The sequence below is a fragment of the Kribbella sp. NPDC050470 genome, assembly GCF_044458365.1.
In the GTDB taxonomy this organism is placed as follows: Bacteria; Actinomycetota; Actinomycetes; order Propionibacteriales; family Kribbellaceae; genus Kribbella.
In genome coordinates this window covers 60,926-85,859 of record NZ_JBITHV010000002.1, presented here as the reverse complement: position 1 = coordinate 85,859, position 24,934 = coordinate 60,926, and the positions used below count along the sequence as shown (strand labels likewise).

The 24,934-nt window shown below is 68.5% G+C and carries 23 protein-coding genes; 10 read left to right on the top strand and 13 right to left on the bottom strand.

Features of this window, described 5'->3' with window-relative positions; translation table 11 throughout:
- Nucleotides 1–8 precede the first annotated feature (8 nt).
- Nucleotides 9–1,262: a hypothetical protein gene (locus tag ACIBGM_RS04955; protein ID WP_360519648.1), complete on the top strand. Its 1,254-nt coding sequence runs from the start codon at nucleotides 9–11 to the stop codon at nucleotides 1,260–1,262.
- Between the two features lie 78 nt (nucleotides 1,263–1,340).
- On the opposite strand, the gene ACIBGM_RS04950 is transcribed toward ACIBGM_RS04955, so the two are convergent.
- Complete coding sequence (locus ACIBGM_RS04950; protein WP_360519646.1) at nucleotides 1,341–1,943, bottom strand: zf-HC2 domain-containing protein; 603 nt, start codon at nucleotides 1,941–1,943, stop codon at nucleotides 1,341–1,343.
- Entirely contained in the window at nucleotides 1,940–2,443 is a 504-nt protein-coding gene (locus ACIBGM_RS04945; RefSeq protein WP_360519644.1) for a sigma-70 family RNA polymerase sigma factor, read from the bottom strand. The genes ACIBGM_RS04950 and ACIBGM_RS04945 overlap by 4 nt, the downstream gene beginning before the upstream one ends.
- Nucleotides 2,444–2,516: 73 nt before the next feature.
- On the opposite strand from ACIBGM_RS04945, the gene ACIBGM_RS04940 reads away from it, so the two are divergent.
- A complete protein-coding gene (locus tag ACIBGM_RS04940; RefSeq protein WP_360519642.1) occupies nucleotides 2,517–3,005 on the top strand; it encodes a hypothetical protein in 489 nt (162 codons plus the stop codon).
- Here the strand turns inward: ACIBGM_RS04940 and ACIBGM_RS04935 are convergent.
- The 7 genes from ACIBGM_RS04935 to ACIBGM_RS04905 all read right to left on the bottom strand — a co-directional run bounded on the left by ACIBGM_RS04935 (nucleotide 2,999) and on the right by ACIBGM_RS04905 (nucleotide 11,401).
- Complete coding sequence (locus ACIBGM_RS04935; protein WP_360519640.1) at nucleotides 2,999–5,050, bottom strand: beta-galactosidase; 2,052 nt, start codon at nucleotides 5,048–5,050, stop codon at nucleotides 2,999–3,001. The genes ACIBGM_RS04940 and ACIBGM_RS04935 overlap by 7 nt on opposite strands.
- Nucleotides 5,051–5,074: 24 nt before the next feature.
- Nucleotides 5,075–5,926 carry a carbohydrate ABC transporter permease gene (locus ACIBGM_RS04930; RefSeq protein ID WP_396384525.1) on the bottom strand — a complete coding sequence of 284 codons (852 nt, stop codon included), beginning with the start codon at nucleotides 5,924–5,926 and terminating at the stop codon, nucleotides 5,075–5,077.
- Nucleotides 5,923–6,864, bottom strand: a complete 942-nt coding sequence (locus tag ACIBGM_RS04925; RefSeq protein ID WP_396384524.1) for a carbohydrate ABC transporter permease — start codon at nucleotides 6,862–6,864, stop codon at nucleotides 5,923–5,925. Before ACIBGM_RS04925 ends, ACIBGM_RS04930 begins: the two co-directional genes overlap by 4 nt.
- Nucleotides 6,861–8,237 (bottom strand): sugar ABC transporter substrate-binding protein, encoded by a 1,377-nt coding sequence (locus tag ACIBGM_RS04920; RefSeq protein WP_360519634.1) that lies wholly within the window; start codon nucleotides 8,235–8,237, stop codon nucleotides 6,861–6,863. The genes ACIBGM_RS04925 and ACIBGM_RS04920 overlap by 4 nt, the downstream gene beginning before the upstream one ends.
- A gap of 78 nt (nucleotides 8,238–8,315) precedes the next feature.
- Entirely contained in the window at nucleotides 8,316–9,359 is a 1,044-nt protein-coding gene (locus tag ACIBGM_RS04915; protein WP_360519632.1) for a LacI family DNA-binding transcriptional regulator, read from the bottom strand.
- Nucleotides 9,360–9,456: 97 nt separating this feature from the next.
- Complete coding sequence (locus ACIBGM_RS04910; protein ID WP_396384523.1) at nucleotides 9,457–10,002, bottom strand: YbhB/YbcL family Raf kinase inhibitor-like protein; 546 nt, start codon at nucleotides 10,000–10,002, stop codon at nucleotides 9,457–9,459.
- A gap of 103 nt (nucleotides 10,003–10,105) precedes the next feature.
- Nucleotides 10,106–11,401, bottom strand: a complete 1,296-nt coding sequence (locus ACIBGM_RS04905) for a phosphodiester glycosidase family protein (RefSeq protein WP_396384522.1) — start codon at nucleotides 11,399–11,401, stop codon at nucleotides 10,106–10,108.
- A gap of 183 nt (nucleotides 11,402–11,584) precedes the next feature.
- Here ACIBGM_RS04905 and ACIBGM_RS04900 point away from each other — a divergent pair, with 183 nt between their 5' ends.
- The gene (locus tag ACIBGM_RS04900) at nucleotides 11,585–12,511 is read left to right on the top strand and encodes an AEC family transporter (RefSeq protein WP_396384521.1); all 927 of its coding nucleotides are present in this window, start codon (nucleotides 11,585–11,587) and stop codon (nucleotides 12,509–12,511) included.
- Nucleotides 12,512–12,637: 126 nt separating this feature from the next.
- Here the strand turns inward: ACIBGM_RS04900 and ACIBGM_RS04895 are convergent, their stop codons facing one another.
- The 4 genes from ACIBGM_RS04895 to valS all read right to left on the bottom strand — a co-directional run bounded on the left by ACIBGM_RS04895 (nucleotide 12,638) and on the right by valS (nucleotide 17,956).
- Nucleotides 12,638–13,702, bottom strand: coding sequence for a DUF1841 family protein (locus ACIBGM_RS04895; protein WP_396384520.1), 1,065 nt, complete (start codon nucleotides 13,700–13,702; stop codon nucleotides 12,638–12,640).
- Entirely contained in the window at nucleotides 13,690–14,274 is a 585-nt protein-coding gene (locus tag ACIBGM_RS04890) for a hypothetical protein (protein ID WP_396384519.1), read from the bottom strand. Before ACIBGM_RS04890 ends, ACIBGM_RS04895 begins: the two co-directional genes overlap by 13 nt.
- A 70-nt stretch (nucleotides 14,275–14,344) precedes the next feature.
- The gene (locus ACIBGM_RS04885; protein WP_396384518.1) at nucleotides 14,345–15,271 is read right to left on the bottom strand and encodes a hypothetical protein; all 927 of its coding nucleotides are present in this window, start codon (nucleotides 15,269–15,271) and stop codon (nucleotides 14,345–14,347) included.
- Nucleotides 15,272–15,415: 144 nt separating this feature from the next.
- The gene (gene valS / locus ACIBGM_RS04880) at nucleotides 15,416–17,956 is read right to left on the bottom strand and encodes a valine--tRNA ligase (RefSeq protein WP_396384517.1); all 2,541 of its coding nucleotides are present in this window, start codon (nucleotides 17,954–17,956) and stop codon (nucleotides 15,416–15,418) included.
- A 74-nt stretch (nucleotides 17,957–18,030) separates the two neighbouring features.
- Between valS and ACIBGM_RS04875 the strand changes: the two genes are divergently transcribed.
- The 7 genes from ACIBGM_RS04875 to mrdA all read left to right on the top strand — a co-directional run bounded on the left by ACIBGM_RS04875 (nucleotide 18,031) and on the right by mrdA (nucleotide 24,930).
- On the top strand, nucleotides 18,031–19,392 hold the full coding sequence (locus ACIBGM_RS04875) for a bifunctional folylpolyglutamate synthase/dihydrofolate synthase (protein ID WP_396384516.1): 1,362 nt from the start codon (nucleotides 18,031–18,033) through the stop codon (nucleotides 19,390–19,392).
- A complete protein-coding gene (locus ACIBGM_RS04870; RefSeq protein ID WP_360519616.1) occupies nucleotides 19,389–19,715 on the top strand; it encodes a DUF4233 domain-containing protein in 327 nt (108 codons plus the stop codon). The genes ACIBGM_RS04875 and ACIBGM_RS04870 overlap by 4 nt, the downstream gene beginning before the upstream one ends.
- A gap of 40 nt (nucleotides 19,716–19,755) precedes the next feature.
- Nucleotides 19,756–20,166, top strand: a complete 411-nt coding sequence (gene ndk / locus ACIBGM_RS04865) for a nucleoside-diphosphate kinase (protein ID WP_360519614.1) — start codon at nucleotides 19,756–19,758, stop codon at nucleotides 20,164–20,166.
- Between the two features lie 158 nt (nucleotides 20,167–20,324).
- Nucleotides 20,325–21,353, top strand: coding sequence for a rod shape-determining protein (locus ACIBGM_RS04860; protein WP_360519612.1), 1,029 nt, complete (start codon nucleotides 20,325–20,327; stop codon nucleotides 21,351–21,353).
- A gap of 10 nt (nucleotides 21,354–21,363) precedes the next feature.
- Nucleotides 21,364–22,329 carry a rod shape-determining protein MreC gene (mreC, locus tag ACIBGM_RS04855; protein WP_396384515.1) on the top strand — a complete coding sequence of 322 codons (966 nt, stop codon included), beginning with the start codon at nucleotides 21,364–21,366 and terminating at the stop codon, nucleotides 22,327–22,329.
- Nucleotide 22,330: 1 nt separating this feature from the next.
- Nucleotides 22,331–22,873, top strand: coding sequence for a rod shape-determining protein MreD (gene mreD / locus ACIBGM_RS04850; RefSeq protein ID WP_396384514.1), 543 nt, complete (start codon nucleotides 22,331–22,333; stop codon nucleotides 22,871–22,873).
- On the top strand, nucleotides 22,870–24,930 hold the full coding sequence (gene mrdA, locus ACIBGM_RS04845; RefSeq protein ID WP_360519606.1) for a penicillin-binding protein 2: 2,061 nt from the start codon (nucleotides 22,870–22,872) through the stop codon (nucleotides 24,928–24,930). Before mreD ends, mrdA begins: the two co-directional genes overlap by 4 nt.
- The last annotated feature ends 4 nt before the right edge of the window (nucleotides 24,931–24,934 follow it).

The following is a 24,934-nucleotide window of genomic DNA, read 5'->3' as shown; positions in this document are numbered from 1 at the left end:
GGGGGACGATGAAGAAGACACTGGCCATCACCGCCCTGGCGGCATCGTCGCTCGTCTTGACCGCGTTGCCTGCGCAGGCCCACATCGCCACCCCGACCTGGTCGACGGCCAACAGCGTGTCGACGGGGGACCAGGACAATCCGGCGATTGCGACCAACCGCAACGGCTACACCGCTGTCGTGTGGGAGGACGACCGCGACACCGACGACGCGACGACCAACGTGCACAGCGAGATCTACCTACGGACGTTCCGCAACGGTACGGCGCTCTACGAGGTGAAACTGTCCGCCGGCGGAAGCAGCGGAGTCACGAACTGGCGGCATCTGCACCCGGACGTCGGGCTCGATGACAAGGGCAACGCGGTCGTCGTCTGGCAGGACGACCCGGACGGCAACGGCTACTACAACATCCCGTACCGCGTGGTGAACACGGCCGGCACGGTCACCGCCTCCGGCTCCGCCAACAGCAGCGCTGACGGTCAGCAGATCAACCCGCGCGTCTCTGTGGACCCGGACGGCGCGCCGACGGGTGGTGCTGTCGCGTTCAGCGTGGTGTGGGAGGACATCCAGGGCACTGCACCGGCGACCGTGAAGGCGGCCGGGTACACCGGTCCGACGACACGTGCCTGGGAAGTAACGGCGTCGACCACGACCGGGCAGCACCACAACCCGGACGTGGGCGTCTCCGCGTCGGGTGACGCGGTCGTGGTGTGGGACGACGACGGGGACGCCAACGCGTCGTACGAGATCGGGCTGATCCGGCTGGGCCGGACCAACGGTGCGGCCACGCTGTCGCGCCGGGTCGCGAACTCCAACACCACGGGCCAGCAGACGCACCCGGCGGTGGCGGCGAACTTCAACGGCGACTTCGCGGTCGCGTGGGAGTCCGACCACACCGGTACGGCGGGTGCGTGGACGCGGAGCTTCACCGCAACCGGTGCCGCGCGGTTCGCGGACGTGCAGGTGGCGGCCGGCGCGAAGGCGCCGTCGATCGGTATCGACGACGCGTCCCAGACCGTCGTTGGCTGGACTGTTCAGGCGGCCGACCTGAACGTCTGGGTCCGTGGGTTCGGTACCAACGGCACCGACACCGGCCGGCTGTCGGCACAGCAGCTCAACTCCCTGCCGGACCTTAGGCAGGAACAGATGACGGTCGCCGTCTCGCCGTACGCCCAAGTCGCCGTCGCCTACACCGACGACCACGACGGCAACACCTACGACCAGATCTACCTGGGCCAGGACTTCTCCAACAACAGTTGGTGAGTCAGTTGACCGCGAACCACAACACCGCGGCCCGGCGAAGAACACCGCCACGACCACTATTGCAATCATTGCAAGAGACTATCGCGTCGTCGGGGTGACAGTGCTGATCACGGTGTTGCCGGAGGTCACCACCTCGAGGCGGTCGATGTCGTCCAGGGGGATCGACGTGCTGGCGGGGACGTCGGCCTGGTAGGTGGCGGTTGTCGCCCACCAGCCGGCGATCTCCGTGGTGCCGTCGCGGCCGTGCACGATGAGCTTGCAGTGCTCGGCCGGTGGGAGTTCGGCCATCTGCAGCTTGATGTCGGTGCCCCACGGGTGACTGGTGAGCCGGGCGGTCACATCGATGCCGTCGGTTGCTGTCCAGGTGACGTGCTGTGGGTCGGCCATGGATTGCCAGCCGAAGATGCCGATGACTGCGGCGATCACCACTGCAGCGGCTGCGAGCAGGGTCCGGCGGCGCGGCGTACGCCGTACCGGCAGTTGGAGAGGTGGAGCGGGCTCGTCGGTTTCGATGTCTTCGAGCGGTACGGCGTGCAGTAGGCCCGGAAGGTGGGCGAACTGGAGGAGCGCCTCGCGGCACGAGTCGCAGGTGACAAGATGTCGCTCGGTGGCCCGGCGTTCCTCGACGCCCAGGGCGCCGAGCACGTACGCGCCGATCGCGATGGTCTCCGGACACGTCATGAGCCTGTCACTCCCTTCTCCTCCAGTGCGGCGCGCAAAGCGTGCAAGGCGTAGTAGCTCCGCGACTTGACCGTGCCGGGCGGGATCCCCAGGACGGTGGCCGCCTCCGCTACGGTGCGCCGCCGGTAGAACAGTTCGACGATCACCTGCCGGTGTTCGTGACTCAGCCCGCGCAGGACCTCGGCCACCTGCCACGCCTGCAGCACCCGGTCGATGTCGTCGCCGAGCGCAGCGAACTCGCGCCCGTCGATCGCCACCTCGGTCACCCGCGCAGCCCGCTTGCGCTGCCCGGAGATGACCAGGTTGCGTGCGACCGTGAACAACCAGCGTCCGGCCCGGTCCGGGTCGAGCTCGGCCGAGTGCGCCCAGGCGCGCGTCATCGTCTCCTGGACGATGTCCTCGGCGTACTGGTGGTCACCGCCCACCGAACGCAGGACGTAGCCGAACAGCGGTCGCCGGTACCTGTCGTACAGCGCGCGGATCACCGTCTCGTCATCCACACTCTTGAAATACGCAGCAGGGCCGTCAAAGGTTCAACTGAACCGTGGCGGCCCGCCGTGCGTACTTGCTCAGGTGAAGAACCTCAAATTGTTGCTTGGAGCAACGGCGGCGCTGGCCTTGCTCACAGCCTGTGGTGGCAGCGCCCGAGAGGCAGCCGGCAACCCGCCCGCCGGCGACGCCGTCTCGGTCCAGGAGGTCGACGGCCTCGGCCAGACCCTCGTCGACGCGTCCGGCAAGACCCTGTACTTCGCCGACCAGGAAGCCGACGGCACGATCAAGTGCACCGAGAGCTGCCTGTCGTTCTGGTTCCCGGCCGAAGGAACCGACAGTACGGCGAAGTCGGTCGACGGACTCGCCGTCGTCAAGCGTCCCGACAGCGGCGAGAGCCAGCTCACGTTCCAGGGCAAGCCGCTCTACACCTTCAAGCTGGACACCGGGGCGGGGCAGCACAAGGGCCACAACCTCGAGGATGCCTTCGGCAACACCACATTCACCTGGCGTGCCGCGACAACCGGTGCCGCCCCGACCCAAGCTCCAGCCGATCCGGGCTACGACTACTGACTCGGCTCCACCAGCACCCGCACGTCCCACGGGCCGAGGTCGAGCTTGTCGCTGACCGTGCTGTCGGCGAGTACGTCGTACAGCTTCGTCGGGATGTCGATGCTCACGCTGTCCCACGACCAGTTGTGGACGAACCGGAGCCGGCGACCGTCGGCGGCGGTCGCCGACGTCACGGTCACGCTGGACGGCAGATCGGTCCACGTTGTCGGGGCGATCCAGCGGAAGAGCGCGACTGCGAGCGGACCGTTCGGAACGGTGCCCACGTAGGTGATCCGGCCGTCGCCGTGCGCCCGCGTGGTGATCGCCGGCCACCGCCCGAAGTGTGGGTGTTCGTAGCCCGCCAGTACGTCGGCGCCGTCCACCCGGAGTCCGTCGGCCCACCGGGTTGCTGCCGCGTCGTCGCCGAGGTGCAGTGGCGAGTCGGCGGCGGCACGGACCGGCAGGTCCACACCGAGGTTGCTGTACTCGTCATACGAGACTCCGGCTGCTGCGGCGAGGCCGGCCGGCATGGTGGCTGTGCGAGCCCGTGCTTCGAGGTCGGCGTACCCGGTACGCGGTCCAATCACCAGGTGGCCGCCGCCGGCGGCGTATGCGACCAGCTTCTCCAGCAGCGCGTCGTCGGCGAGGTAGAGACCCGGAACGACCAGCACCGGGTCCGCAGAGCCGGTGAACTGGCTCGCGTGCTGGATGCGCACCTGGAGGCCGGCGTCGAATGCGCCGCGGTAGAAGGGATCGAAGAGGCCGTGGTACGAGCGGTCGTCCGGACTGCCGTCCGCGTGGGAGAGCGCCGGGTACTTCTGCATCAGCCACTTGCTCGGCAGCGAGTACAGCATCGTGACGTCGCTGTCCGGGATCAGATCGGCCACCAGCTCACCGGCGGCTTCCAGCTCGGCGCCCAGTTGAGCGATCTCGCGGTACGTCCGGCCTGGCTCGCCGTTGTGGGGGAGTACGCCACCCCAGTAGGTCTCTGCGCCGAAGTGCAGCGTGTGCCAGTGCCAGTACTCGATCATCTTCGCGCCACGCGAGACGAGTGCCCACGCTGCCTGCCGCCACTGGCCGTCGTACGCGGGCCGGTTGTCCCACGGGTAGCCGATCGACTGCGCGTTTGTCTCGGTCACGAGGAACGGCCGCTGCTGTGACGAGTACATGCGGTCCGCGCTCAGGTACAGCGCCCACGTGCCGCGAGTTGTCCAGTTCTGCTGCTCTGAGGACGTCTGTGGATGCAGCAGACCGTCCTGCATCGCGTAGTACGGATTGCCTGCCGTGACATCCAGTCGCCGTACCAGCTCGTTGTCGGCCATGGCGGGGCGCTCGTACGAGATGCAGGTGGTGACGAACTGGTCCGGCCGGGCGTACTCGCGGACGATGTCAGCCTGCCAGCCGATGAACTCGGTGGTCTGGTCGGCCTGGAACTGCCGCCACGCCACGTCGTACTGCGGCTGGTAGTTGCCGTCCGGTGTCCACAGGTCGGCCCAGTCCGACAGCCGGTGCGACCAGTAGACGAGCCCCCACTCGTCGTTGAGCGTCTGCACGTCGCCGTACTTGTGCCGCAGGCTGTCCACGAACCGCTGGAACACCCCGTGGTTGTGGAAGAGCTCGTTCCCCGGCTCGTTGTCGACCTGGAAGCCGATCACCGCCGGATGGCCGGCGTACCGGTCGGCGATCTTGCGGATCACCCGCTCGGCGTGGAAGCGGAAGCCGGGATGCGTGAAGTCCACCTCCTGCCGGGCGCCCCACGGGATCCGCTCACCCGTCCTCCGTTCACCCGCGATCTCCGGGTACAGCCGGACCAGCCACGGCGGGACGGCGTACGTCGGAGTCCCCAGCAGTACGGCGATGCCCCGCGCGTGAGCGCCGTCGAGGACGGGTTGCAGCCAGTCCAGGTCGAAGCGGCCGTTCTCGGGCTCCCAGGTCGACCAGACGGACTCGCCGACCCGGATCACCGAGAACCGGGCCGCGGCCATCAGGTCGAGGTCCTGCTCGAGCCGGTCGTGTGGTTGGTACTCGTGGTAGTACGCAGCCCCGAAGAGCACACGCTCTTGCACAGTTTCTCCAAGTATAGAAGGGATTCAGGCCTTGACGCCGCCGGCGGCCAGCCCGGACTGCCAGTACCGCTGCAGCAGCAGGAAGGCCACGATCAGTGGGATGATGGACAGGAAGGACCCGGTGATCACCAGGGACAGCACCGCTCCGGTCGTCCCGCCGCCGGCGCTGGCCTGCGACGACCACCCGGCCAGGCCTACGGTGATCGGGTACAGATCGGGGTTGTTGAGCATGATCAGCGGCAGGAAGTAGTTGTTCCAGGTCGCGACCAGCGTGAACAGCACGACGGTGACGATGCCCGGGGCAAGCATCCGGAGCGCGACCTGGAAGAAGATCCGGAACTCGCCCGCGCCGTCGATCCGGGCCGCCTCGATGATCCCGTCCGGCACCGCGTCCTGCGCGTAGATCCGCATCAGGAACAGGCCGAACGGGCTGACCAGCGACGGCAGGATGATCGCCCACGGCGTGTTCACCAGGCTGGCCTCGCTGAACAGCAGGTACGTCGGGATCGCGAGCGCCGTCGTCGGCACCATGATCGCGCCGAGGACCACCCCGAACAGCGCCGCGTTCCCGCGGAACCGGTACTTGGCGAAGCCGTACCCGCCGAGGGCGCAGAGCAACGCTGCTCCGCCGGCGCTGGCCACCGAGTAGAAGATCGTGTTCGCCATCCAGCGCGCGAACACCCCGCCGTCGGTCGTCACGGTGTCCCGGATGTTGGAGAACCACGCGAAGTCGCCGGTGAACCACAGCCCGAAACTCGAGAACAGGTCGCCGATCGTCTTGGTCGAGGCCACGAGCATCCAGAACAACGGCAGCAGGAAGTAGATCAGCAACGCCACCATGCCCAGGGTGAGCACGTTGCTTCGTCGTTCGGTCATGACCGGCTCCTCCGCGACGTGACGAACAGGACGGTGTACGACGCGACGACGATGACTGCGCCGAGGAGGAACGAGACCGCCGCGGCGTAGTTCACCTCTTGGCCGGTGAAGGCCAGCGTGTAGGCGTAGAGGTTCGGCGTGTAGGCGCTGTCGATGACGGCGGGCGCCAGTCGCTGCATCAGTTGCGGCTCGGCGAACAACTGGAAGCTGCCGATCACCGAGAAGATCAGGCACACCAGCAGTGCCGGCCGGAGCGCGGGGATCTTGATGCTCCACGCCGTACGGATCGCCCCGGCGCCGTCGACTGCTGCGGCTTCGTAGAGTTCGTGCGGGACGGCCCGGAGGGCGGCGTACAGGATGATCATGTTGTAGCCGGTGAACTCCCAGGTAACGATGTTCGCCAGCGATCCGAGCATCCAGCCGCTGCTGAGGAACTCAGGCGCCGGCAGGCTGAGGGCGTCGGTCAGCTGCGTGAACGGGCCGAAGTCGCGGCCGTAGAGGTAGCCCCACATCAGCGCGGCGACCACGCTCGGGACGGCGTACGGCAGGAAGATGCCGAGCCGGAAGACCTTCGCCATCCGGAGCAGGCCGCTGTCGATGGCCAGCGCCGCAACCAGTGCGATCACGAGCATGATCGGGACCTGGATCAGGAAGAACAGCCCGACCCGGCCGATCCCCTCCAGCAACCGCGGATCGGTCAGCGCCCGGGTGTAGTTCTCGAGTCCGGCGAACACCGTGCCGCCGATCAGCCGCTCCCGGAACAGGCTGAGGTACGCCGCGTACGCGAGCGGCAGCACCAGCATGGCCAGGAACACCACCATGAACGGCGCGACGAAGAGGTAGCCGGCGGAGGCGTGGCTGACACCACGCCTCCGTCGGCGGACCTCACCGCGGCTCGGTGCTCGGGACTCGAGCCTTTCGGTGACGTTGACGCTCATTGGCCGACCTTGAAGCCCTGGTTCTCTGCGTACGTCGTGGTGCGCTGCTGCCACTGATCGAGCGCGGCGCCGGTGTCGCTCTTGTTCGCGAACGACTTGCCGACCGTCTCGTCCCAGTCGTTGACGGCCTGGTCGAGGAACGGCGGCCACTCGAACTTCGTGTCGACCGTGTCACTGATCTCGGCGAACAGCTTGTTCACCGGCTGGCCGCCGTAGAAGGGCAGCGGGCGGTCGACGAAGGCCGGATCGGCCAGCAGTGCCTTGGTGACCGGGAAGAGGAACTGCTCGGTCGCGAACATCTTCGTCGACGCGGGATCGGTGTTGATGAACTCGGCCAGCTTCGCCGCGGCGATCGGGTTCTTGGTGCCCTGGACGACGGCCGTCGTCGAGCCACCCCAGTTGCCGGAGACGTTCTTGCCGGCCTCCCACTGCGGCAGCGGCGCCGCCCGCCACTTGCCCGCGGTCGCCTTCGCGCTGCCCTCCAGGAAGACCGGGCCCCAGGCGGCGGTCAGCCAGGTGGCGTACTTGCCGCGGTTCAGCGCCTGGTACCAGGCGTCGTTGAAGTCGGCGTCGGCGGAGACCACGCCTTCCTTGACCAGGCCGCCCCAGTAGTCGCCGAGCTTCTTGGAGCCCTCGCCGTTCAGGTCGACCTTCACCGAATCCGCGCCGGTGTTCTCGAACGGCTTGACGCCGGCCTGCCACAGCAGGCCGAACCAGACTCCGGCCTGGTTCTGCGCGAGGTTCGTCATGTAGACGTTCGGGTCCGCTGCGTGCAACTTGCGCGACGCCGCCGCGAACTCCTCCCACGTCTTCGGTACGGCGATGCCGTGCTTGTCGAAGATGTCCTTGCGGTACAGCATCCCCATCGGGCCGCTGTCCTGCGGGACGGCCCAGACCTGGCCCTCGGAACCGACCACCTGCTGCCAGGTCCAGGGCACGAACTGGTCCTTCAGCGACTCGGCGCCGTACGGCCGCAGGTCCATCAGGCTCTTGGTGAGCGAGAACGTCGGGATGTACTGGAACTCGATCTGGACGGCGTCCGGGAAGCCGCTGCCGGCCTTCAGCGCCGTGCGCAGCTTGGTGTACTGCGGCTCACCCTGGCCGGCGTTGACCACCTTGACCTTGATCGCCGGGTACTTCTTCTGGAACAGGGCGACCTCCTTCTGGATGTTCGGGACCCAGGTCCAGAAGGTGAGCTCGGTCGGGGTGGTCATCGCCTTGTCGATCTCGGCCTGGCTGACGGCCTGCGCCGGTGCGGCGCCGTTCGACGACGAGTCGTCGCCCCCTCCGCCGCAGGCGGCGAGGGCGAGCGCGGCGGTGAGTGCGAGTGCGGTGCCGGCGCGTCGCCGGCCCTTCTTCGGGAACGTGAACACTGCGAACAACTCCTCGGAAGTTGGCAAGGCGATGCCCAGGTAGGGGCGGACGAGCGCCCTACCTGCTGGGGACGTCGGTCAGGACGCGGGAGCGGTGGAGTGACGGATGACCAGCCGGAGCGGTGGTGACTCCGGCGCGGGGGAGCGGTCGCCGGTGGGCGACTCGATCTCCATGACCAGGTTCGCGATCCCGCGGGCGACGTGCGCGTCGAAGTCCTGCGGGACGGTGGTGAGCGGCGGGCTCAGGTAGGCGGCCGACGGGATGTCGTCGAAGCCGACGATGCTGACCTCGCCGGGGACGGAACGACCGGCCTCGGCGAGCGCGCGCAGCACCCCGATGGCCATGTCGTCGTTGGCGACGAAGATCGCGGTGACCTCGTCATCGGTGGCGAGTCGCTGACCGGCCTCGTAGCCCGAGGCGGGCAGCCAGTCGCCTTCGAGCACCGGTGGTTCCGGAGCACCCGCGGCGGCAAGGGCCTGCCGCCAGCCGTCGAGCCGTTCCCGGGCCGCCCACCAGCGCTGCGGCCCGGCGACGTGCCAGACGGTTCGGTGTCCGAGACCGAGCAGGTGCTCGGTCGCCAGCCGGCCGGCACTGGTGTTGTCGCCGCCGGTGTAGAGCGCGGAGCGGGCGGTGAGTCCGGGGAACTGCCCGAAACTCAGCACCGGGAGGTCGACCGCGATCGGCTGGTCGTCACCCTCGTCGATCGGCTCCGACAGGATGATGCCGTCGACCCCCTGCTCGAGCAGGTGCTCGACGGCGCCGGCGACGCCGCCGGTATCGCCCTCGAGCGTGTTGACGATGCTCAGCGAGTAGCCGGTGCTGCGCAGCGTCCTTTCGATCGCGACCAGCTGGGTCGACGGGCCGAAGAGCGCCGTACCGAGGCAGACCACTCCGATCCGCCGGTTGCGGCCCTCGTTGAGCGCCCGGGCGGCGTTGTTACGGCGGTAGCCGAGCTCACGCATGGCGGCCTGGACGCGGAGGCGGACCTCCTCCTTCACGTACGGCTCGCCGTTCAGGACCCGGGAGACGGTCTTCTGCGAGACACCCGCCAGCCGGGCGACATCCGTGCTGCCGGGACGGCGGCCGCGACCGCCGTTCGGTGCCGGTTTCGCCTCGCTCATGGGCCCTCACCTTATGCCGGGCAGTCGTTCTGACTGCGTAGTCAGAATGTGTCTACGTAGTCAGAAACGTCAATCCCCAGTTACGGGAATGTGACTTCTAGCGCTGGTACAGACCGGTGAGGCGGCCGCGGGCCAGGGTTCGCGCGTCGATGGCGGCGAGGGCCTCGTCGAGCTTCGTGCCGTCGGGGAGGCCGGTCGCCTCGGAGAGGGCGTAGACGGTGAAGCGGTAGTGGTGGGCGCCGCTCGGCGGGCAGGGGCCGAAGTACGTCGGTCTGCCCGCCGAGTTCTTCGCCTGCTTGGCGCCTGGTGGCACCTGTCCCTCGGGGATGGTGGTGGTGATCGGCTCCAGGTCGAGCAGCACCCAGTGGGTGAAGGTCCCGCGGGGCGCGTCCGGGTCGTCGACCACGAGGGCGAGCGAGCCCGTCTCGGGCGGGACACCCTTCCAGGCCAGCGGCGGGGACACGTCGTCCCCGTCGCAGGTGAACTTCCTCGGGATCTTCCCGCCGTCCTGGAACGCTCTGCTCGTCACCGAGATGCTGCCGGGTGCGGTCATGGCCGGCTCCTTCCCGGACTCCGGCTGCGTGCCGCTGCAGCCGGCCATCCCCAGGCCGGTCAGGAGCAGGGGCAGCAACCGCAGTCGCACACTTCAGAGTCGCACGACTGCTCGGTGGTTGCTGCCCCTGTACTGCTCAGCGTTCCTTGTACTGCTCAGCGTTCCTTGTACTGCTCAGCGTTCCCTGTACTGCTCAGCGTTCGGGGACGAAGACGATCGCGTCGCCGACCGCCCGCTCGGCGCCGCCGGCGCCACTCGGGTGGTTGACGAGCGTCCCGTCGCCGAGCGCCATCGCGGTCGAGCCGCCGCCGTCCAGGTTGATCGCGTCGTGCAGGCCGAGCGCGTCCGCGACCGCGGCCGTCTCGTCCATCGTGGTGCCGACGCTGGTGGTCTGCCGGCCGTCGATCGTGGCCAGCAGGATCTTGCCGTCCTGCGTCGTACCGGCGATCGTCCGCGGGTTGCGGTCGAAGAAGCTGCCGGTGCCGTCCGGTACGACGATCTCGCCGCCGGAGGTGAGCTGGTAGCGGCCGGTCACGCCGTACAGGCCGCTGCGCAGCGGCACGTCGTCGCCGTTCTGGTTCGTCAGTTTGATGTCGCGGTTGAGGCATCCGTTCGCCACGGCGGCGAGGAGCGCGACGGTGTCCTTGCCCGTCGCCTGCAGCGAGGTCTGCCCGGGCGCGAGAGCCGTGCCGCGCGTCGTGGCGGTCCGGACGACGCAGCCGTACCGGTTGAGCACCACCTCGACACCCGCTCCGGCCGGCGTCGCGGCCGCGAACTCCTTGGTGAACAGGACGACGTCACCCGGCTGGGTGCACGCCGTCTGATCGGGCAACGTCGCACAGGCGGCCGGAATCACCGGCGGGTGGTTGACGAACTCCAGTGGCAACCGCACGTCGGTGTTGCGGTTCACCACGCTGCCGGTCCAGCGCAGGTGGCCGGTCAGCACCTTGTTGCTGTTGGCATCGATCAGCAGGTTGGCCTCGGCCGGGTCGGTCAGCGGCTCGCTCAGCAGCTTGCCGTCGAAGATGCCCAGGCCGACCTGCTCGCCCGGGTACAGCTGGCTGGCGGTGAAGGTGAAGAACGACGCGTTCACGCCGGCCACGGCGCCGGCGGTGCGGACCAGGTCGGAGGTCTTCTCCACCTTCGCCAGGTCCGGTCCGTACGTCGCCTTCAGCCGGCCCTTGGACATGGCCGGGTCGATGGTGAGGACGTTGACGACCCATGGGCCGCGGGTCGTGGTGTTGATCTGGTCAGGCGCCGCGGGCTCGGTGCCGCGGACGATCTTGGTCAGCGTGACGCCCTTGGCCAGCACCTGGCTGGTCCGGGTCTCGGCCAGGTCCTGGTCGCCGAGGGGCAGCGCCTGGGAGAGCTGCTGCTCGGCTGCACTGCTGTCGGCGAACGCCGTGGGGGCGGCGCTCAGCGTGGCCACGGTCGCGAGCACGGAAGCTGCGGTCACCGCGGCGCGGGGGAGTCGCGCGAAGGTTGTCATACCGGCCATCCTGTTCGTCGCTGGTGGAATCTTTCCGATCAAGTCGCTAACTCGTCAGCATCTGACAGGTTAAGGGTTGGTGCCGGGGCGGGGGAGATCTCAGTGACTGAGTTGTCAGCGAGGCCAGGGGTCGATTCGGATAGGATCGCGGCCGTGTCGATGTCGCCGAATGCCTGACCTGCTGTGTCTGCAGTCGTTGGCGCCTTCGTCGCACTGGTCTCGGTCGCCGTCCTCGGGTACGTCGTCGGGATGCTCGGCGTACTGCGTGCACAGGACGAGTTGGTGCTGTCGCGGCTGGCGTTCTTCGTGGCGACGCCGGCTCTGCTGTTCACCACGGTTGCGCGGGCGGACCTGCACTCGATCTTCTCGGCGGTGCTGGTCACGAACGTGGTCAGCCTGTTCGTGGTGCAGCTGATCTTCCTGCTGGTGGCCGTGGTGATCTGGCGACGGACCCGGTCCGAGGCGACGATCGGCGTACTGGCGTCGTCGTACGTGAACGCGGGCAACCTGGGTGTGCCAGTTGCTGCTTATGTGCTTGGTGATGGTGCGTTGGTTGCGCCGATCGTGTTGTTCCAGTTGCTGGTGATGGCGCCGATCGCGTTCGCCGTACTCGACGGGGATCGGCAAGGGTCGGGGCGGCGGGTGTCGCTGCGGACCGTGCTGATGCGGCCGTTGCGCAATCCGCTGACGGTCGCGTCACTGCTTGGCTTGGCGGTGGCTTCGATCGATGTGGAATTGCCGACGCTGTTGATGCGGCCGATCGATCTGCTTGCTGCCGCGGCTGTGCCGGTCGGGCTGATCGCTTACGGGCTCAGCTTGAGCGGGGGTACGCGTGACTCGATCACGTTGCGGCGGGACGTCGTGCTGGCTGTGCTGCTGAAGACAGTGGCGACACCGTTGGTCGCGTACGCCGTCGCCCGGTGGATGCTCGACCTGCGAGGCGCCGCGCTGCTAGCGCCGACGCTGCTCGCCGCGTTGCCCACTGCCCAGAACGTCTACGTCTACGCCGTCCACTACCGCAGCAGCCGCACCCTCGCCCGAAGCGCCGTCCTCCTGAGCACCCTCCTCTCCATCCCCCTGATGACCCTCATCACCGGCCTCCTGGGCTGACGTCGTGCATTTCGACAGGACGTATATGACTGCTGCGGGCTGCTCCCCGCGTGAACCGACTGAGGGATTGCGCTCGGGCAACGCACACCTCCTGTCGAAAATGCACACAGCCGGCTTGACGCGGCATCAGCGGCCGAGATTGTCGAGTTCTGCGCGGTAGGCCGTGACGTCGACCGGTTTCTGGTCGGTGAGAGCGGTGTAGAGGTGGGTCATGACCGCGTGGCCGATGGCGTGCAGGATGTCGTGGCGATCGTGACCCGCGTCGAGGAGCCGGCGCGCGGCCGCCCAGACCTCTGGGGGATCGTTGTCCCACAACTGGTTGGCGACGATGTCGTGCATCGCCAGGTGCAGGCGTGGATTCACGCCGTCGATCTCGCCTTCGAACGCCGGATCCGCGAGAGCCGCGTGGTACTCGGGATGCTCGCCCTCGATCAGGATCGACCGCTCGTCCGGATCGTTGGGATCCAGCCGCGGGAAATCCTCGTCACCGATCCTGGTGCCGAAGTACGGCATCGCGAATCGTCGCCGGTCGAGCGCGTCTTGCAGTTCCCCCACGCTCTCTGTGTCCGGCAGACCCCTGAGCAGTGCTTTGGCGGGCGACGAGGCATCGGCTTCGTCGTACGCGCTGCCGAACTCCTCCGCGCAGATCCGCGCCGCCCGCTGCAACTCGTCGAGGGCGGCGGGAGGCAGGCCTTGGCGACGTGCGGACCAGCGGACCCAGGCGCTCATCAGCTCCGGCAACAGAGTGCGGTCGCCGGGATCGAGGACGACCTTCCGCGGCACCCAGCCGAGCAGGAAGATCTCGGTCTTGGCCGGGCTGACGCGCAGAAGCTTGCCGTCGTCGTAGTCCGCGCCGTAGTCGACGATCAGTCGAGCGCAGTACTCCGGGTCGCCCACCGAGGGGAGGTCCGCGGCTTCCGGTGAGGCCAGAAACTCCTGAACGATCTCGGCTCGTTCGCCGTCGCCGGGCTCTGCGGACTCCGTCGGCTCCGGCGGTTCGGGAAGCACCTTCAGGCGAGAGAGCGCGAGCGCTCTCAGCTCAACGAACTCGTCGGAGACCTCGGGCTGCCAGGTGCTGTCGGTGGCGGCGAACGCGCTTTCCAGCAGACCTCTCGCCTCGCCCGGATCGATCTGCTTCAGGTACATGGTCTGACTGGCATCGGCCGCGCCCTCGCGCATCAACTCGAGCATGCTCTCGAATCCTCGGCGAGCAGGATGTCTTTCGCCCAGCCACCGAGATGGTTGAAGTCGACCAGCACCGAGAGCCCATGACGACGGCCGGCACGCTCAAAGGAACACAGCACGCTGGCTCCGTCGCCATACACGTCACGCAGGGCCCAGCACCCGTTGGCGGTGATCTGATCGAGCGTGGCTGACCAGGACGGTTCCGGAGCACCACGGGCAACCAGACCGTCGGCCACATCCCGGGCGCGTGCGGCGAGGTCTGCGGTCGGCGCCAACGACGCGGCCGCGCGAGCCAGGGCCACCGCTCCAGGGCGTGCGGTACGGCGTTCCGCGGCGTCGAGGAGATCCTCGATCGGCGCGTGGTCGGCACTTGTCTCGCCGGCCTGCCAGCCATCGCCGGAGACCATCGAGATCAGCACTTCCGCGTCGAGCGGATCCCCACCGCGAGCGATCTGGTCGAGGCCGGCGAAGACCTCGCGATAGGTCGCGTCCAGTTCGGACACTGCTGAGCGGCGTCCGCTGGAGCGAGTGTTGTGGACCTTCTTGCTCGCCTTCTTCCGGCCGCGGCTCTTGGGCATGCTCGAGTCTTGCAGAGCCAGGTGCTGAGGACGAGGTCGGGGCTATGACGCCGTAGACGGTTGCTGAGGTCTACTTCATTGCGTTGAAGGCTTCTTCGGCTACTGGGGCGACTGCGTCGACGGTGACGTCCTCGTTGGCCGACTGGGCGATCACGGTGAGGGTGTTCGAGCCGCGGTAGCACTGGGTCGGGAGGTTGCCGGACGACTCGACGCAGGTGGCGCGGCCGACCTTCTTGATCTTCTCGGGGGTCGCGCCGGAGTCCGCGACTGTCTTGTCGATGTCGACCTTGCCGCGCAGCGCGATCACCACGAACATCCGGTCGCCGTCGAGGTTCCCGTACGCCTCGACCGTTGCCTGCTTGCCGTCGTTGATCCGGCTGAGCGCCTCGCGGGTCTGGTCCAACTGCAGCTGGTTGCGGATCTCCTGGTCGGTGATCCGGTCCAGGCCCGCCAGCTGTCCGGGCGGCGTGATCCCGCGGGCGGTGTTCAGCCGGTTCATGGGCCCAAGGCCCCACACGTACCCCAGCACCGCCAGCACGAGCAGCACCACCACAGCCCCGCCCACAGTCAACCAGGGCCCCCGCTTCAACCCCCGCAACCGCGACTTCTTCCCACCCGCACCCTTCGCCCCAGCCGCCTTACCCTCAGCTGCCGTGGCCCCAGCCGCCTTGCCGTCAGCTGCCGTGGTCTCGGCCGTCTTGCCTTCAGCCGCCTTACCGTCAGCCGTCTGGCTGTCAGCTGTCTTGCTGTCAGCCGGCTTGGGGTCAGCGGTCTTGCCTTCTGCAGGCTTCCCGGCGGCTGCTGTGGCGTCAGCCGCCGGCTTCCCGTTGGATGCCGCGTCCTCGACCTTCGCGAGCTCCAAGGTGTCCTCGACGCCGCTCGCACCAGCTGCCGGCTTCTCCTCCGCGGTAGCCGTTTCCTCAGCCGGCTTACCTGCTGAGTCGGCCACTGCACCGGTTGCCGGGGTGGGGCGGTCCGGGGTGGTCGGGTCGCTCATGGGGGCTCCTCGGGACTGTGGTCGCGCGGTTCGACCCTGATGGTTCCACATCGGCACAAAGGCGGTTCCGCAGCGTAGTCGTTCAAGTTGAAACGGTAGCGCCCGCCTCCCCGGAAGGAGGCGGGCGCCAGCGTGAAACGAACCTCAGAGGGTCGCGACGACCGTCACCGAGTCGGAGTCGTCCGGGCTCCAGACGATCTCACCGGTGATCCGGCCGGCCGCACGCAGGTCGGGCTCGGCCCGCTCGGCCAGCGCCAGCCGGGCCGCCGGCCCGCTGACCTCGACCTTGCTGACCTCGGTCTTCATCGAGACCTGAGCCTCCGACTTCGCCCCGCGGATCCCGGCCAGAACCTCCGAGACCGCGTCCAGCACCTCAGGCTCCTGCGCCGCGACCGCGAGGTCGACGTCCGGCTCCGGCCACCGCGTGACGTGGATCGAACCCTCCTGCCACCACGACCAGACCTCCTCGGTCGCGAACGGCAGGTACGGCGCGAGCAGCCGCAGCTGGACCGACAACGCAACCGCCAGCGCAGCCTTCGCGGACGACGCGGCCGCCTCACCCTGGCCGCCGTACGCCCGCTCCTTCACCAGCTCGACGTAGTCGTCGCAGAACGTCCAGAAGAACCGCTCGCTGACCTCGAGCGCGCCGGTGTAGTCGTACCGGTCGAAGGCGGCGGTGGCGTCCGCGACCACGGACCGCAGCCGCTGCAGCATCGCCAGGTCGACCGGCTCGGTGACCGCCGCGGCGTCGACCGTCGTCGCCCCGAACCCGAGCACGAACTTCGACGCGTTCAGGACCTTGATCGCCAGCCGCCGGCCGACCTTCATCTGCGACTCGTCGAACGGCGAGTCCAGCCCCGGCCGCGCCATCGCCGCCCGCCACCGGACCGCGTCCGACCCGAACTTGTTCAGGATCTCGTCCGGGATGATCGCGTTGCCCTTGGACTTGCTCAGCTTCTTGCGGTCCGGGTCGACGACGAAGCCGGAGATCATCGACCGCGCCCAGGGGAGCGTGCCGTTCTCGAAGTGGGCCCGGACGACGCGGGAGAACAGCCAGGTCCGGATGATCTCGTGGGCGTGCGTGTTCAGGTCCATCGGGAAGGTACGGCGGAACAGGTCGTCGTCCCGCTCCCAGCCGCAGACGATGTGCGGGGACAGCGACGAGGTCGCCCAGGTGTCCATCACATCGGGGTCGGCCTCGAAGCCGCCCGGCTTGCCGCGCTGGGACTCGTCGTACCCGCGCGGGGCCTGGGAGGTCGGGTCGATCGGCAGCTCGGCCTCGCTCGGCATCAGCGGGTGGTCGTAGTCCGGCTCGCCTTCGGCGTCGATCGGGTACCAGACCGGGAACGGGACGCCGAAGAAGCGCTGGCGGGAGATCAGCCAGTCGCCGTTCAGCCCCTCGACCCAGTTCAGGTAGCGGTGCCGCATGTGCTCCGGGACCCAGGCCAGCTCGTTGCCGCGGTCGACGAACTCCTGCTTCAGCCCCGCGTCCCGGCCGCCGTTGGTGATGTACCACTGCCGGGTGGAGACGATCTCCAGCGGCTTGTCGCCCTTCTCGAAGAAGTTCGCCATCCGCTGGGTCTGCTTGGGCTCGCCATCCAGGTCGCCGCTCTCGCGCAGCGCGTCGACGATCAGCTCCCGCGCGCTGAACACGGTCTTGCCGGCCAGCTCGCCGTACAGCTCGGAACCCTCGAGCCACTCGGGCGTCTCCCGCAGCAACCGGCCGTCGCGGCCGATGACGGTGCGGACCGGCAGCTGCAGCTCGCGCCACCATTGAACGTCGGTCAGGTCACCGAACGTGCAGCACATCGCGATGCCCGCGCCCTTGTCCGGCTCGGCCGCCTCGTGCGGCAGGACCGGCAGCTCGACGCCGAACAGCGGGGACTTCACGGTCTTGCCGAACAAGCCCTGGTACCGCTCGTCGTCGGGGTGCGCGATCAGCGCGACACAGGCCGGGATCAGCTCCGGCCGGGTGGTCTCGATGTACACCGGGCCGTGCGGAGCGTGGAACGCGATCCGGTGGAAAAAGCCCGGGTAGTTGCGCGCTTCGAGCTCGGCCTGCGCGACCGCGGTCTGGAACGTGACGTCCCACATCGTCGGCGCCTCGGCCAGGTACGCCTCGCCGCGGGCGAAGTTGCGCAGGAAGGCGCGCTGCGACGTCCGGCGGGAGTCCTCGGAGATCGTCGTGTAGAGGTACGACCAGTCGACGCTCAGGCCGACCCGGCGCCACATCGCCTCGAACGCCTGCTCATCGATGTGGGTCAGCTCACCGCACAGGTCGACGAAGTTCTGCCGGCTGATCGGGACCTGCTTCTTCGGGTCCGGCTTGGCCGGCGGGGTGAAGTCCGGGTCGTAGGGCAGCGACGGGTCGCACTTGACGCCGTAGAAGTTCTGCACCCGGCGCTCGGTGGGCAGGCCGTTGTCGTCCCAGCCGATCGGGTAGAAGACCTTCTTCCCGCGCATCCGCTGGTAGCGCGCGACCAGGTCGGTGTGGGTGTAGCTGAAGATGTGCCCGACGTGCAGCGACCCGGAGACGGTCGGCGGCGGCGTGTCGATGGAGAACACCTCGGCGCGCTCGGCCGTGCGATCGAAGGCGTAGGTCTGCTGCTCCCTCCATACCGCAGCCCACTTCTCCTCGAGGCCTTCGAGGGTGGGCTTGTCTGGAACACGGGACGTCTGGCTCATGCGCACAATCGTAGTGGTTGTCAAGGGGTGCTTCCGACCGGTTATCCACAGCGCTCACTAGACTCGGTGTCCTGATGAGCGACCTCTCCTATGCCGAGGTATCGGCGCGGCTCCAGCAACGATGGCCGGAGCACAAGATCGAACCCACGCTGGATCGGGTCCGGCGGCTCGTGGAGCTGCTCGGCGATCCGCAGAAGGCGTACCCCGTCGTGCACCTGACCGGGACCAACGGAAAGACCTCCACCGCGCGGATGGTGGACGCCCTGGTCCGCGAGGCCGGACTGCGGACCGGCCGGTTCACCAGCCCGCACCTGGAGTCGGTCCGGGAGCGGATCACGCTGGACGGCGAGCCGATCAGCGAGCAGCGCTTCGTCGACGCGTACGCCGAGCTCGCGCCGTACCTGGACGTGGTCGACGCCGAGCAGGAGCACCCGCTGTCGTTCTTCGAGGTGATGACCGCGATGGCGTTCGCCGTCTTCGCCGACGCCCCGGTGGACGTGGCGATCATCGAGGTCGGCCTGGGCGGAACCTGGGACTCGACCAACGTCGCCGACGGCGCGGTCTCGGTGATCACCCCGGTCGCGGTCGACCACGCGCACATCCTGGGCGCGGATCCGGTCACGATCGCGCAGGACAAGGCCGGCATCATCAAGCCCGGCGGTACGACGGTGATGTCGCAGCAGAGCCTGGACGTGTTCGAGGTGCTGATCCGCAAGGCCGCCGAGGTGGGCTCGCAGGTCGCCCGCGAGGGGATCGAGTTCGGCGTCGTCAGCCGCTCGCTCGCGGTCGGTGGCCAGCTGATCTCGCTGAAGGGCCTGGGCGGCGAGTACGACGACATCTTCCTGCCCCTGCACGGTGAGTACCAGGCGCACAACGCCGCCACCGCGGTCGCGGCCGTGGAAGCGCTCTTCGGCGCCGGCCCGCAGGCGGAGGGCCGGGTCACCACCGAGCTGCTCCAGGCCGCCTTCGCCGAGGTGACCAGCCCGGGCCGGATGGAGGTGGTCCGGACCAGCCCGACGATCATCGTGGACGCCGCGCACAACCCGCACGGCGCCGAGGCAACCGCGGCCACGGTCTCCGAGGCCTTCGCCTTCCAGCCGCTGATCGGCGTACTGGGCTGCATGAAGGACAAGGATGTGTACGGCCTCCTGGAGGCGTACGAGCCGATCATGGAGACGGTCGTCTGCACCCGGAACAGCTTCGTCGAGCGGTCGATGCCGGCCGAGGAACTGGGTGAGCTGGCCGCCGAGGTGTTCGGCGAGGACCGGGTCCTGGTCCGGCCGCACCTGATCGACGCGATCGACGACGCGATCCGGCTGGCCGAGGAGAACGCGGTCGCTCTCGGTACCGGCGGTGTGCTGATCACCGGGTCCGTGATCACTGCGGGTGAGGCCCGCGCTCTGCTGGTCCGCAAGTCCAAGCAGGACGAGCAATGAGGTCCCTGGCGTCGATCGTGCTCGGGTTCGAGTCCCTGGTGCTCGCGCTGGTGACGCCGGTGATGATCTCGATCGCCGGCGTCCGGCCTGCGATCGCGCTGTCGGTCTGCCTCGGCCTCGCCGTACTGGCTCTGCTGGCGACCGGCCTGCTGCGCAACCGGGTCGGGTACGCGCTCGGCTGGGTGGTCCAGGTCGGCGCGGTCGGGCTCGGCTTCGTCGTACCGGTGATGTTCGTGCTCGGCCTGTTCTTCGCCGGCTTCTGGGTCGCCGCCATCGTTCTCGGCCGCCGGATCGAGGAAGCGAAGCGGGCGCACACCGGTTAGGCTCAGCGCGCCTGACCTACTTCGAGAGAGAGTCTGACTGATGTCGCAGCGCACCCTGGTCCTGCTGAAGCCCGACACGGTACGCCGTGGCCTGGTCGGGGAGGTGCTCGGCCGGTTCGAGGCCAAGGGGCTCCGGATCGTCGCGATGGACCTGCGCGCGATCGACGGCGACCTGGCCGACCAGCACTACGCGGAGCACGTCGAGCGCGACTTCTACCCGCCGCTGCGCGCCTTCGTCACCAGCGGCCCACTGGTCGCCCTGGTGCTCGAGGGTGACGAGGCGATCGAGGTCGTCCGGGCCCTGAACGGCGCCACCGACGGCCGCAAGGCCGCCCCCGGCACCATCCGCGGCGACCTGTCGCTGTCCAACCGGGAGAACCTCGTGCACGGCTCCGACTCCGAGGAGTCGGCCGCCCGCGAGATCAAGATCTGGTTCCCCGACCTGCCCTGATCACCACGTTCCGGCCGCTCCCCCGGCAGTCTCCACAGGTGCTCGGTCGGATACGATGCGTATGCGACCTGGTGATCCGGAGCCGGGCCCGTGTCGATGCGTCGGCGACGGTGGTCGCGCGTTTAGCCTGAAAACCGGATCGAGCGGAAGGCGCCTCGATGGCGAACAGCATGCTCGGCCGCGACATGGCGGTCGACCTCGGTACGGCGAACACCCTGGTCTACGTGCGTGGCCGCGGGGTGGTTCTGAACGAGCCGTCGGTGGTCGCGACCCGGACCGACGAGCCGCGCGAGGCGGTCGCGTTCGGGCACGAGGCCAAGAAGATGATCGGCCGGACGCCGGGCAACATCACCGCGATCCGCCCGCTCAAGGACGGTGTGATCGCGGACTTCGACGCCGCCGAGCAGATGCTGCGCTACTTCATCCAGCGGGTGCACCGGCGCCGGTACTTCGCCAAGCCGCGGATCGTGGTCTGCGTGCCGTCCGGGATCACCGCGGTCGAGCAGCGCGCGGTCCGCGACGCCGGGTACATGGCCGGCGCCCGGAAGGTCTACATCATCGAGGAGCCGATGGCGGCCGCGCTCGGCTCCAACCTCGAGGTCCGCGACGCCACCGGCAACATGGTGGTCGACATCGGCGGCGGGACGACGGAGGTCGCGGTCATCTCGTTCGGCGGCATCGTCACCAGCCAGTCGATCCGGGTGGCCGGTGACGCGATCGACAAGGCGGTCGTGAACTACTGCAAGAAGGAGTACTCGCTGCTGCTCGGCGAGGCCACCTCCGAGCAGATCAAGATGACGATCGGGTCGGCGTTCCCGACCACCGACGGGCCGGACAGCGAGATCCGCGGCCGGGACATGGTCTCGGGGCTGCCGCGGACCGTGAAGGTGTCGTCGGCGAGCATGCGGCAGGCGATCGAGGAGCCGATCACGGCGATCATCGACGCGGTCAAGGCCACCCTGGACAAGACCCCGCCCGAGCTGGCCGGTGACATCGTCGACCGCGGCATCGTGCTGACCGGCGGCGGCGCGCTGCTGAAGGGCATGGACGAGCGGCTGCGGCACGAGACCGGCATCCCGATCCACGTCGCGGAGAACCCGCTGGACGCGGTCGTGCTCGGCGCCGGCAAGTGTGTCGACAACATCGAGACCCTCAACCGCATCCTGGTCACCGACAACCGCCGCTGAGGATCCACCGATGCTCAAAGACCTCGGCACTCCGACGGCGCGGAGCGCCTTCCGCTCGGCCGGAGAGGCGCCGCTGCGCTCGGCCGGCACCCCCAGCTCGGTTCGCCGGCGGCGAACCGTGCTGGTGCTGGTGATCCTGGCCTGCTTCACGTTGATCGTGCTCGACGCCCGGCGCTCGGCCGGCTCGCCGGTGGATCCGCTGCGCGAGGCCGCGGCGGGTGTCTTCGGCCCGCTGGAGTCGACCGCGAGCTCGGCCCGGCAGCCTGTGGACAACCTCCGCGACCGGTTCGCGGAAATGGATAGGTTGAAGGCCGAGAACGAAAAACTGAAGAGTGAGAACGAGAAGCTCCACCAGGATCTGAACACCACCGACTACGCCCGTGGCCGGGCGGCCGAGCTGGACCGGCTGCTCAAGCTCGCGCCGGCGTACACGATCACCCCGGCCCGGGTGATCGGGATCGGCAGTGCGCAGAGCTTCAACCACACGGTCACCCTCGACGCCGGTACGGCGGACGGCGTGCGCGTCGACATGACCGTGCTGAACGGGGACGGCCTGGTCGGCCGGGTGGTGCGCACCACCCAGGCCACCGCGACCGTGCTGCTGATCGGCGACCGCAGCTCGACCGTCGGCGGCCGGCTGAACTCCTCGATGGCGCTCGGCTTCGTCTCCGGGCGGGGCGAGGTGGGCGGCACCCTCGACTACAAGCTGGTCGACCTCAAGGCCAGGCCGAAGGTCGGGGACCGGATCGTCACCTGGGGCTCGAGCGGCAACGCGCCGTACGTGCCGGGCGTGCCGATCGGCGTGGTCACCTCGGTGACGCCGAACCAGGGAGCGCTCGGGTCCACGGCGATCGTCAAGCCGTACGTCGATCCGACCCGGATCGACACCGTGGGTGTGGTGACCGGTCCGCTGGCCCGCACACCGCGCACACCACTGAAACCGACGACGACACCGACACAGGGAAAGGGGAACTGACGTGATTGCCTTGCGGATCGGGTTGGCAGCCCTGTTCCTGATGGTTGCCGTCACCGTGCAGACGTCCGTGCTGTCGAACATCGCGGTCGCCGGGGTCACCTGTGACCTGGTGCTGATCGTCGTGATCGCGCTGGCGTTGTCACGTGGGCCGGAGTGGGGTGCGATCGCCGGGTTCGCGGGCGGTCTGCTGCTGGACGTCGTACCGCCGGCCGATCACACGGCCGGGCGGTGGGCGTTGGCGCTGGCGATCGCCGGGTACGTGGCCGGGCTGATCCGGCGGGAGACGTCGACCGGGCCGATCGGGCCGGTCGGTCCGTTGATCGTCGCGGCGACCGTCGTGCTCGGGGCCACGCTGTCGTTGTTCATCTACTGCGCCACCGGGTCGCTGCTGCACGATCCCTCGGTCGACTGGGGCGAGTTCGGCGTCCGGCTCGGCATCGCCGCCGGGTACGACGTGGTCGGCGCGATCGTCGTGATCCCGTTGGTGATGTGGGTGATGGGCCGCTTCGTCGCCGCCAGAGAACGCCGCCGGGTGCTGTCATGAGTTTTGACGGCTTCGAAGCCCCACTCAAAGCTCGATTGCGGTTGTTCGTGATCGGGGTGCTGGTTTTCTCCTTGTTCTGCACGTTGTTCGCGCGGCTCTGGTACATGCAGGTGATGTCCAACGAGGACTACACGCAGGCCGCGACCCAGCAGCACACCCGCCAGGTGCTGGTGCCGGCGCCGCGCGGCACGATCGTGGACTCGAAGGGCCGCACACTGGTCGGCAACCGGGTGTCGCTGGTCATCACGGTCGACCGCTCGGTGATGGCGAAACTGCCCGAAAGCCAGCAGAACGTGGTGATCGCCCGCCTGGCGAAGGTGCTCGGCCAGAAGCCGAGGGACCTCAAGGCCCGGACGATGCTGTGCGGCGAGCCCGGCGCGTCGAAGCCACCGGCCTGCTGGAACGGCACGCCGTACCAGCCGATCCCGGTCGCGAAGGACGTCAGCGAGCAGGTCGCGATCGAGGTGATGGAGCGCCGCGAGGACTTCCCGGGCGTCGCCGCCGAGTCGCAGGCGCTGCGGGCGTACCCGGCGCCGTTCAAGGTGAACGCGGCCCACATCCTCGGCTACCTGTCACCGATCACCACCGAGGAGCTCGACGACATCGAGAAGTCCGGCGGCGACTCGGTTCCGCACCGCTCCGACCTGGTCGGGCGTGCCGGTGTGGAGCGCACCTACGACAAGCTCCTCCGCGGTGCGCCGGGAGTGAAGGACGTCATCGTCGACGCGGTCGGGTACACCACCGGCGTCCAGAAGCAGACCGCGCCGGTGCCGGGCGCGACCCTGGTGACCACGATCGACGCGCGGATCCAGGCGTCGGTCGAAGCCCAGCTGCGGAACGCGATCCTGACCGCGCGGAAGCAGTACGACAAGATCACCAAACGCAAGTACGTCGCCGACTCCGGGGCCGCGGTGGTGATGGACACCAAGACCGGCCGGATCGTGGCGATGGCCAGCTACCCGACGTACGACCCGGGCGTCTGGGTCGGCGGCATCACCCAGCGCGAGCTGGACGCGTTGTACTCGTCGAAGTCCGGCACTCCGCTGGTCTCCCGCGCGCTGCAAGGACAGCTGGCGCCTGGGTCGACGTTCAAGCCGATCACGACCGCGGCGGCGATGAGTGCCGGGTACAGCACCAAGACCCGGCTCGACTGCTCGTCGTACTTCGAGGTCGGCAACCGCCGGTTCAAGAACTACGAGTCCGCGTCGTACGGGATGATCGGGTTCGACCAGGCGCTGTCGCTGTCGTGTGACACGTTCTTCTACCGGATCGCGTACGCGCTCTGGCTGAAGGAGGGCGGCAACTCCAGCGACGTGAACACCCGGGACCCGCTGGTCGAGATGGCGCAGAAGTTCGGCCTCGGCAAGCCGACCGGCGTCGACCTGCCCGGCGAGGTCAGCGGCCGGATCGCGGACCGCAAGTGGAAGAAGGAGTACTACGACTCGCAGAAGGACTACTACTGCAAGCTCGCCGACAACCCGCCGGCCGGGACGTCGGCGTTCCTGAAGCAGTTCTCCCGCGAGTTCTGCGCCGACGGCTACCGCTACCGCGCCGGTGACGCGGTGAACTTCGCGATCGGCCAGGGCGACACCACGGTCACGCCGCTGCAGCTGGCGACGGTCTACTCGGCGCTGTCCAACGGCGGCACGCTGTACGAGCCGCGCGTCGTGCAGTCCTGGGTCGGCGCGAACGGCAAGGCGCACGAGATCAAGCCGACCGTGAAGGCGAAGCTGCCGGTGTCCGCCGCCAACCTGCGCTACATCGACCGGTCCCTGAAGGAGACGGTCAAGACCGGAACGGCGGCCTGGAAGTTCAACGGCTTCCCGGTCGACCAGGTGCAGATCCGGGCCAAGACCGGGACGGCGGAGGTCTACGGCAAGCAGACCACGTCGTGGCTGGCGTCGTACACCGACCGCTATGCCGTGGTGATGATGATCAGCCAGGCCGGGACGGGTTCGGGCGCCGGTGGTGACGCGGTCCGGAAGATCTACGAGACCCTCTACAACATCAAGCCGACGCCGCCCCCCGCCGAGCAGCAGAAGCCGAGCAATGAGTGACGCC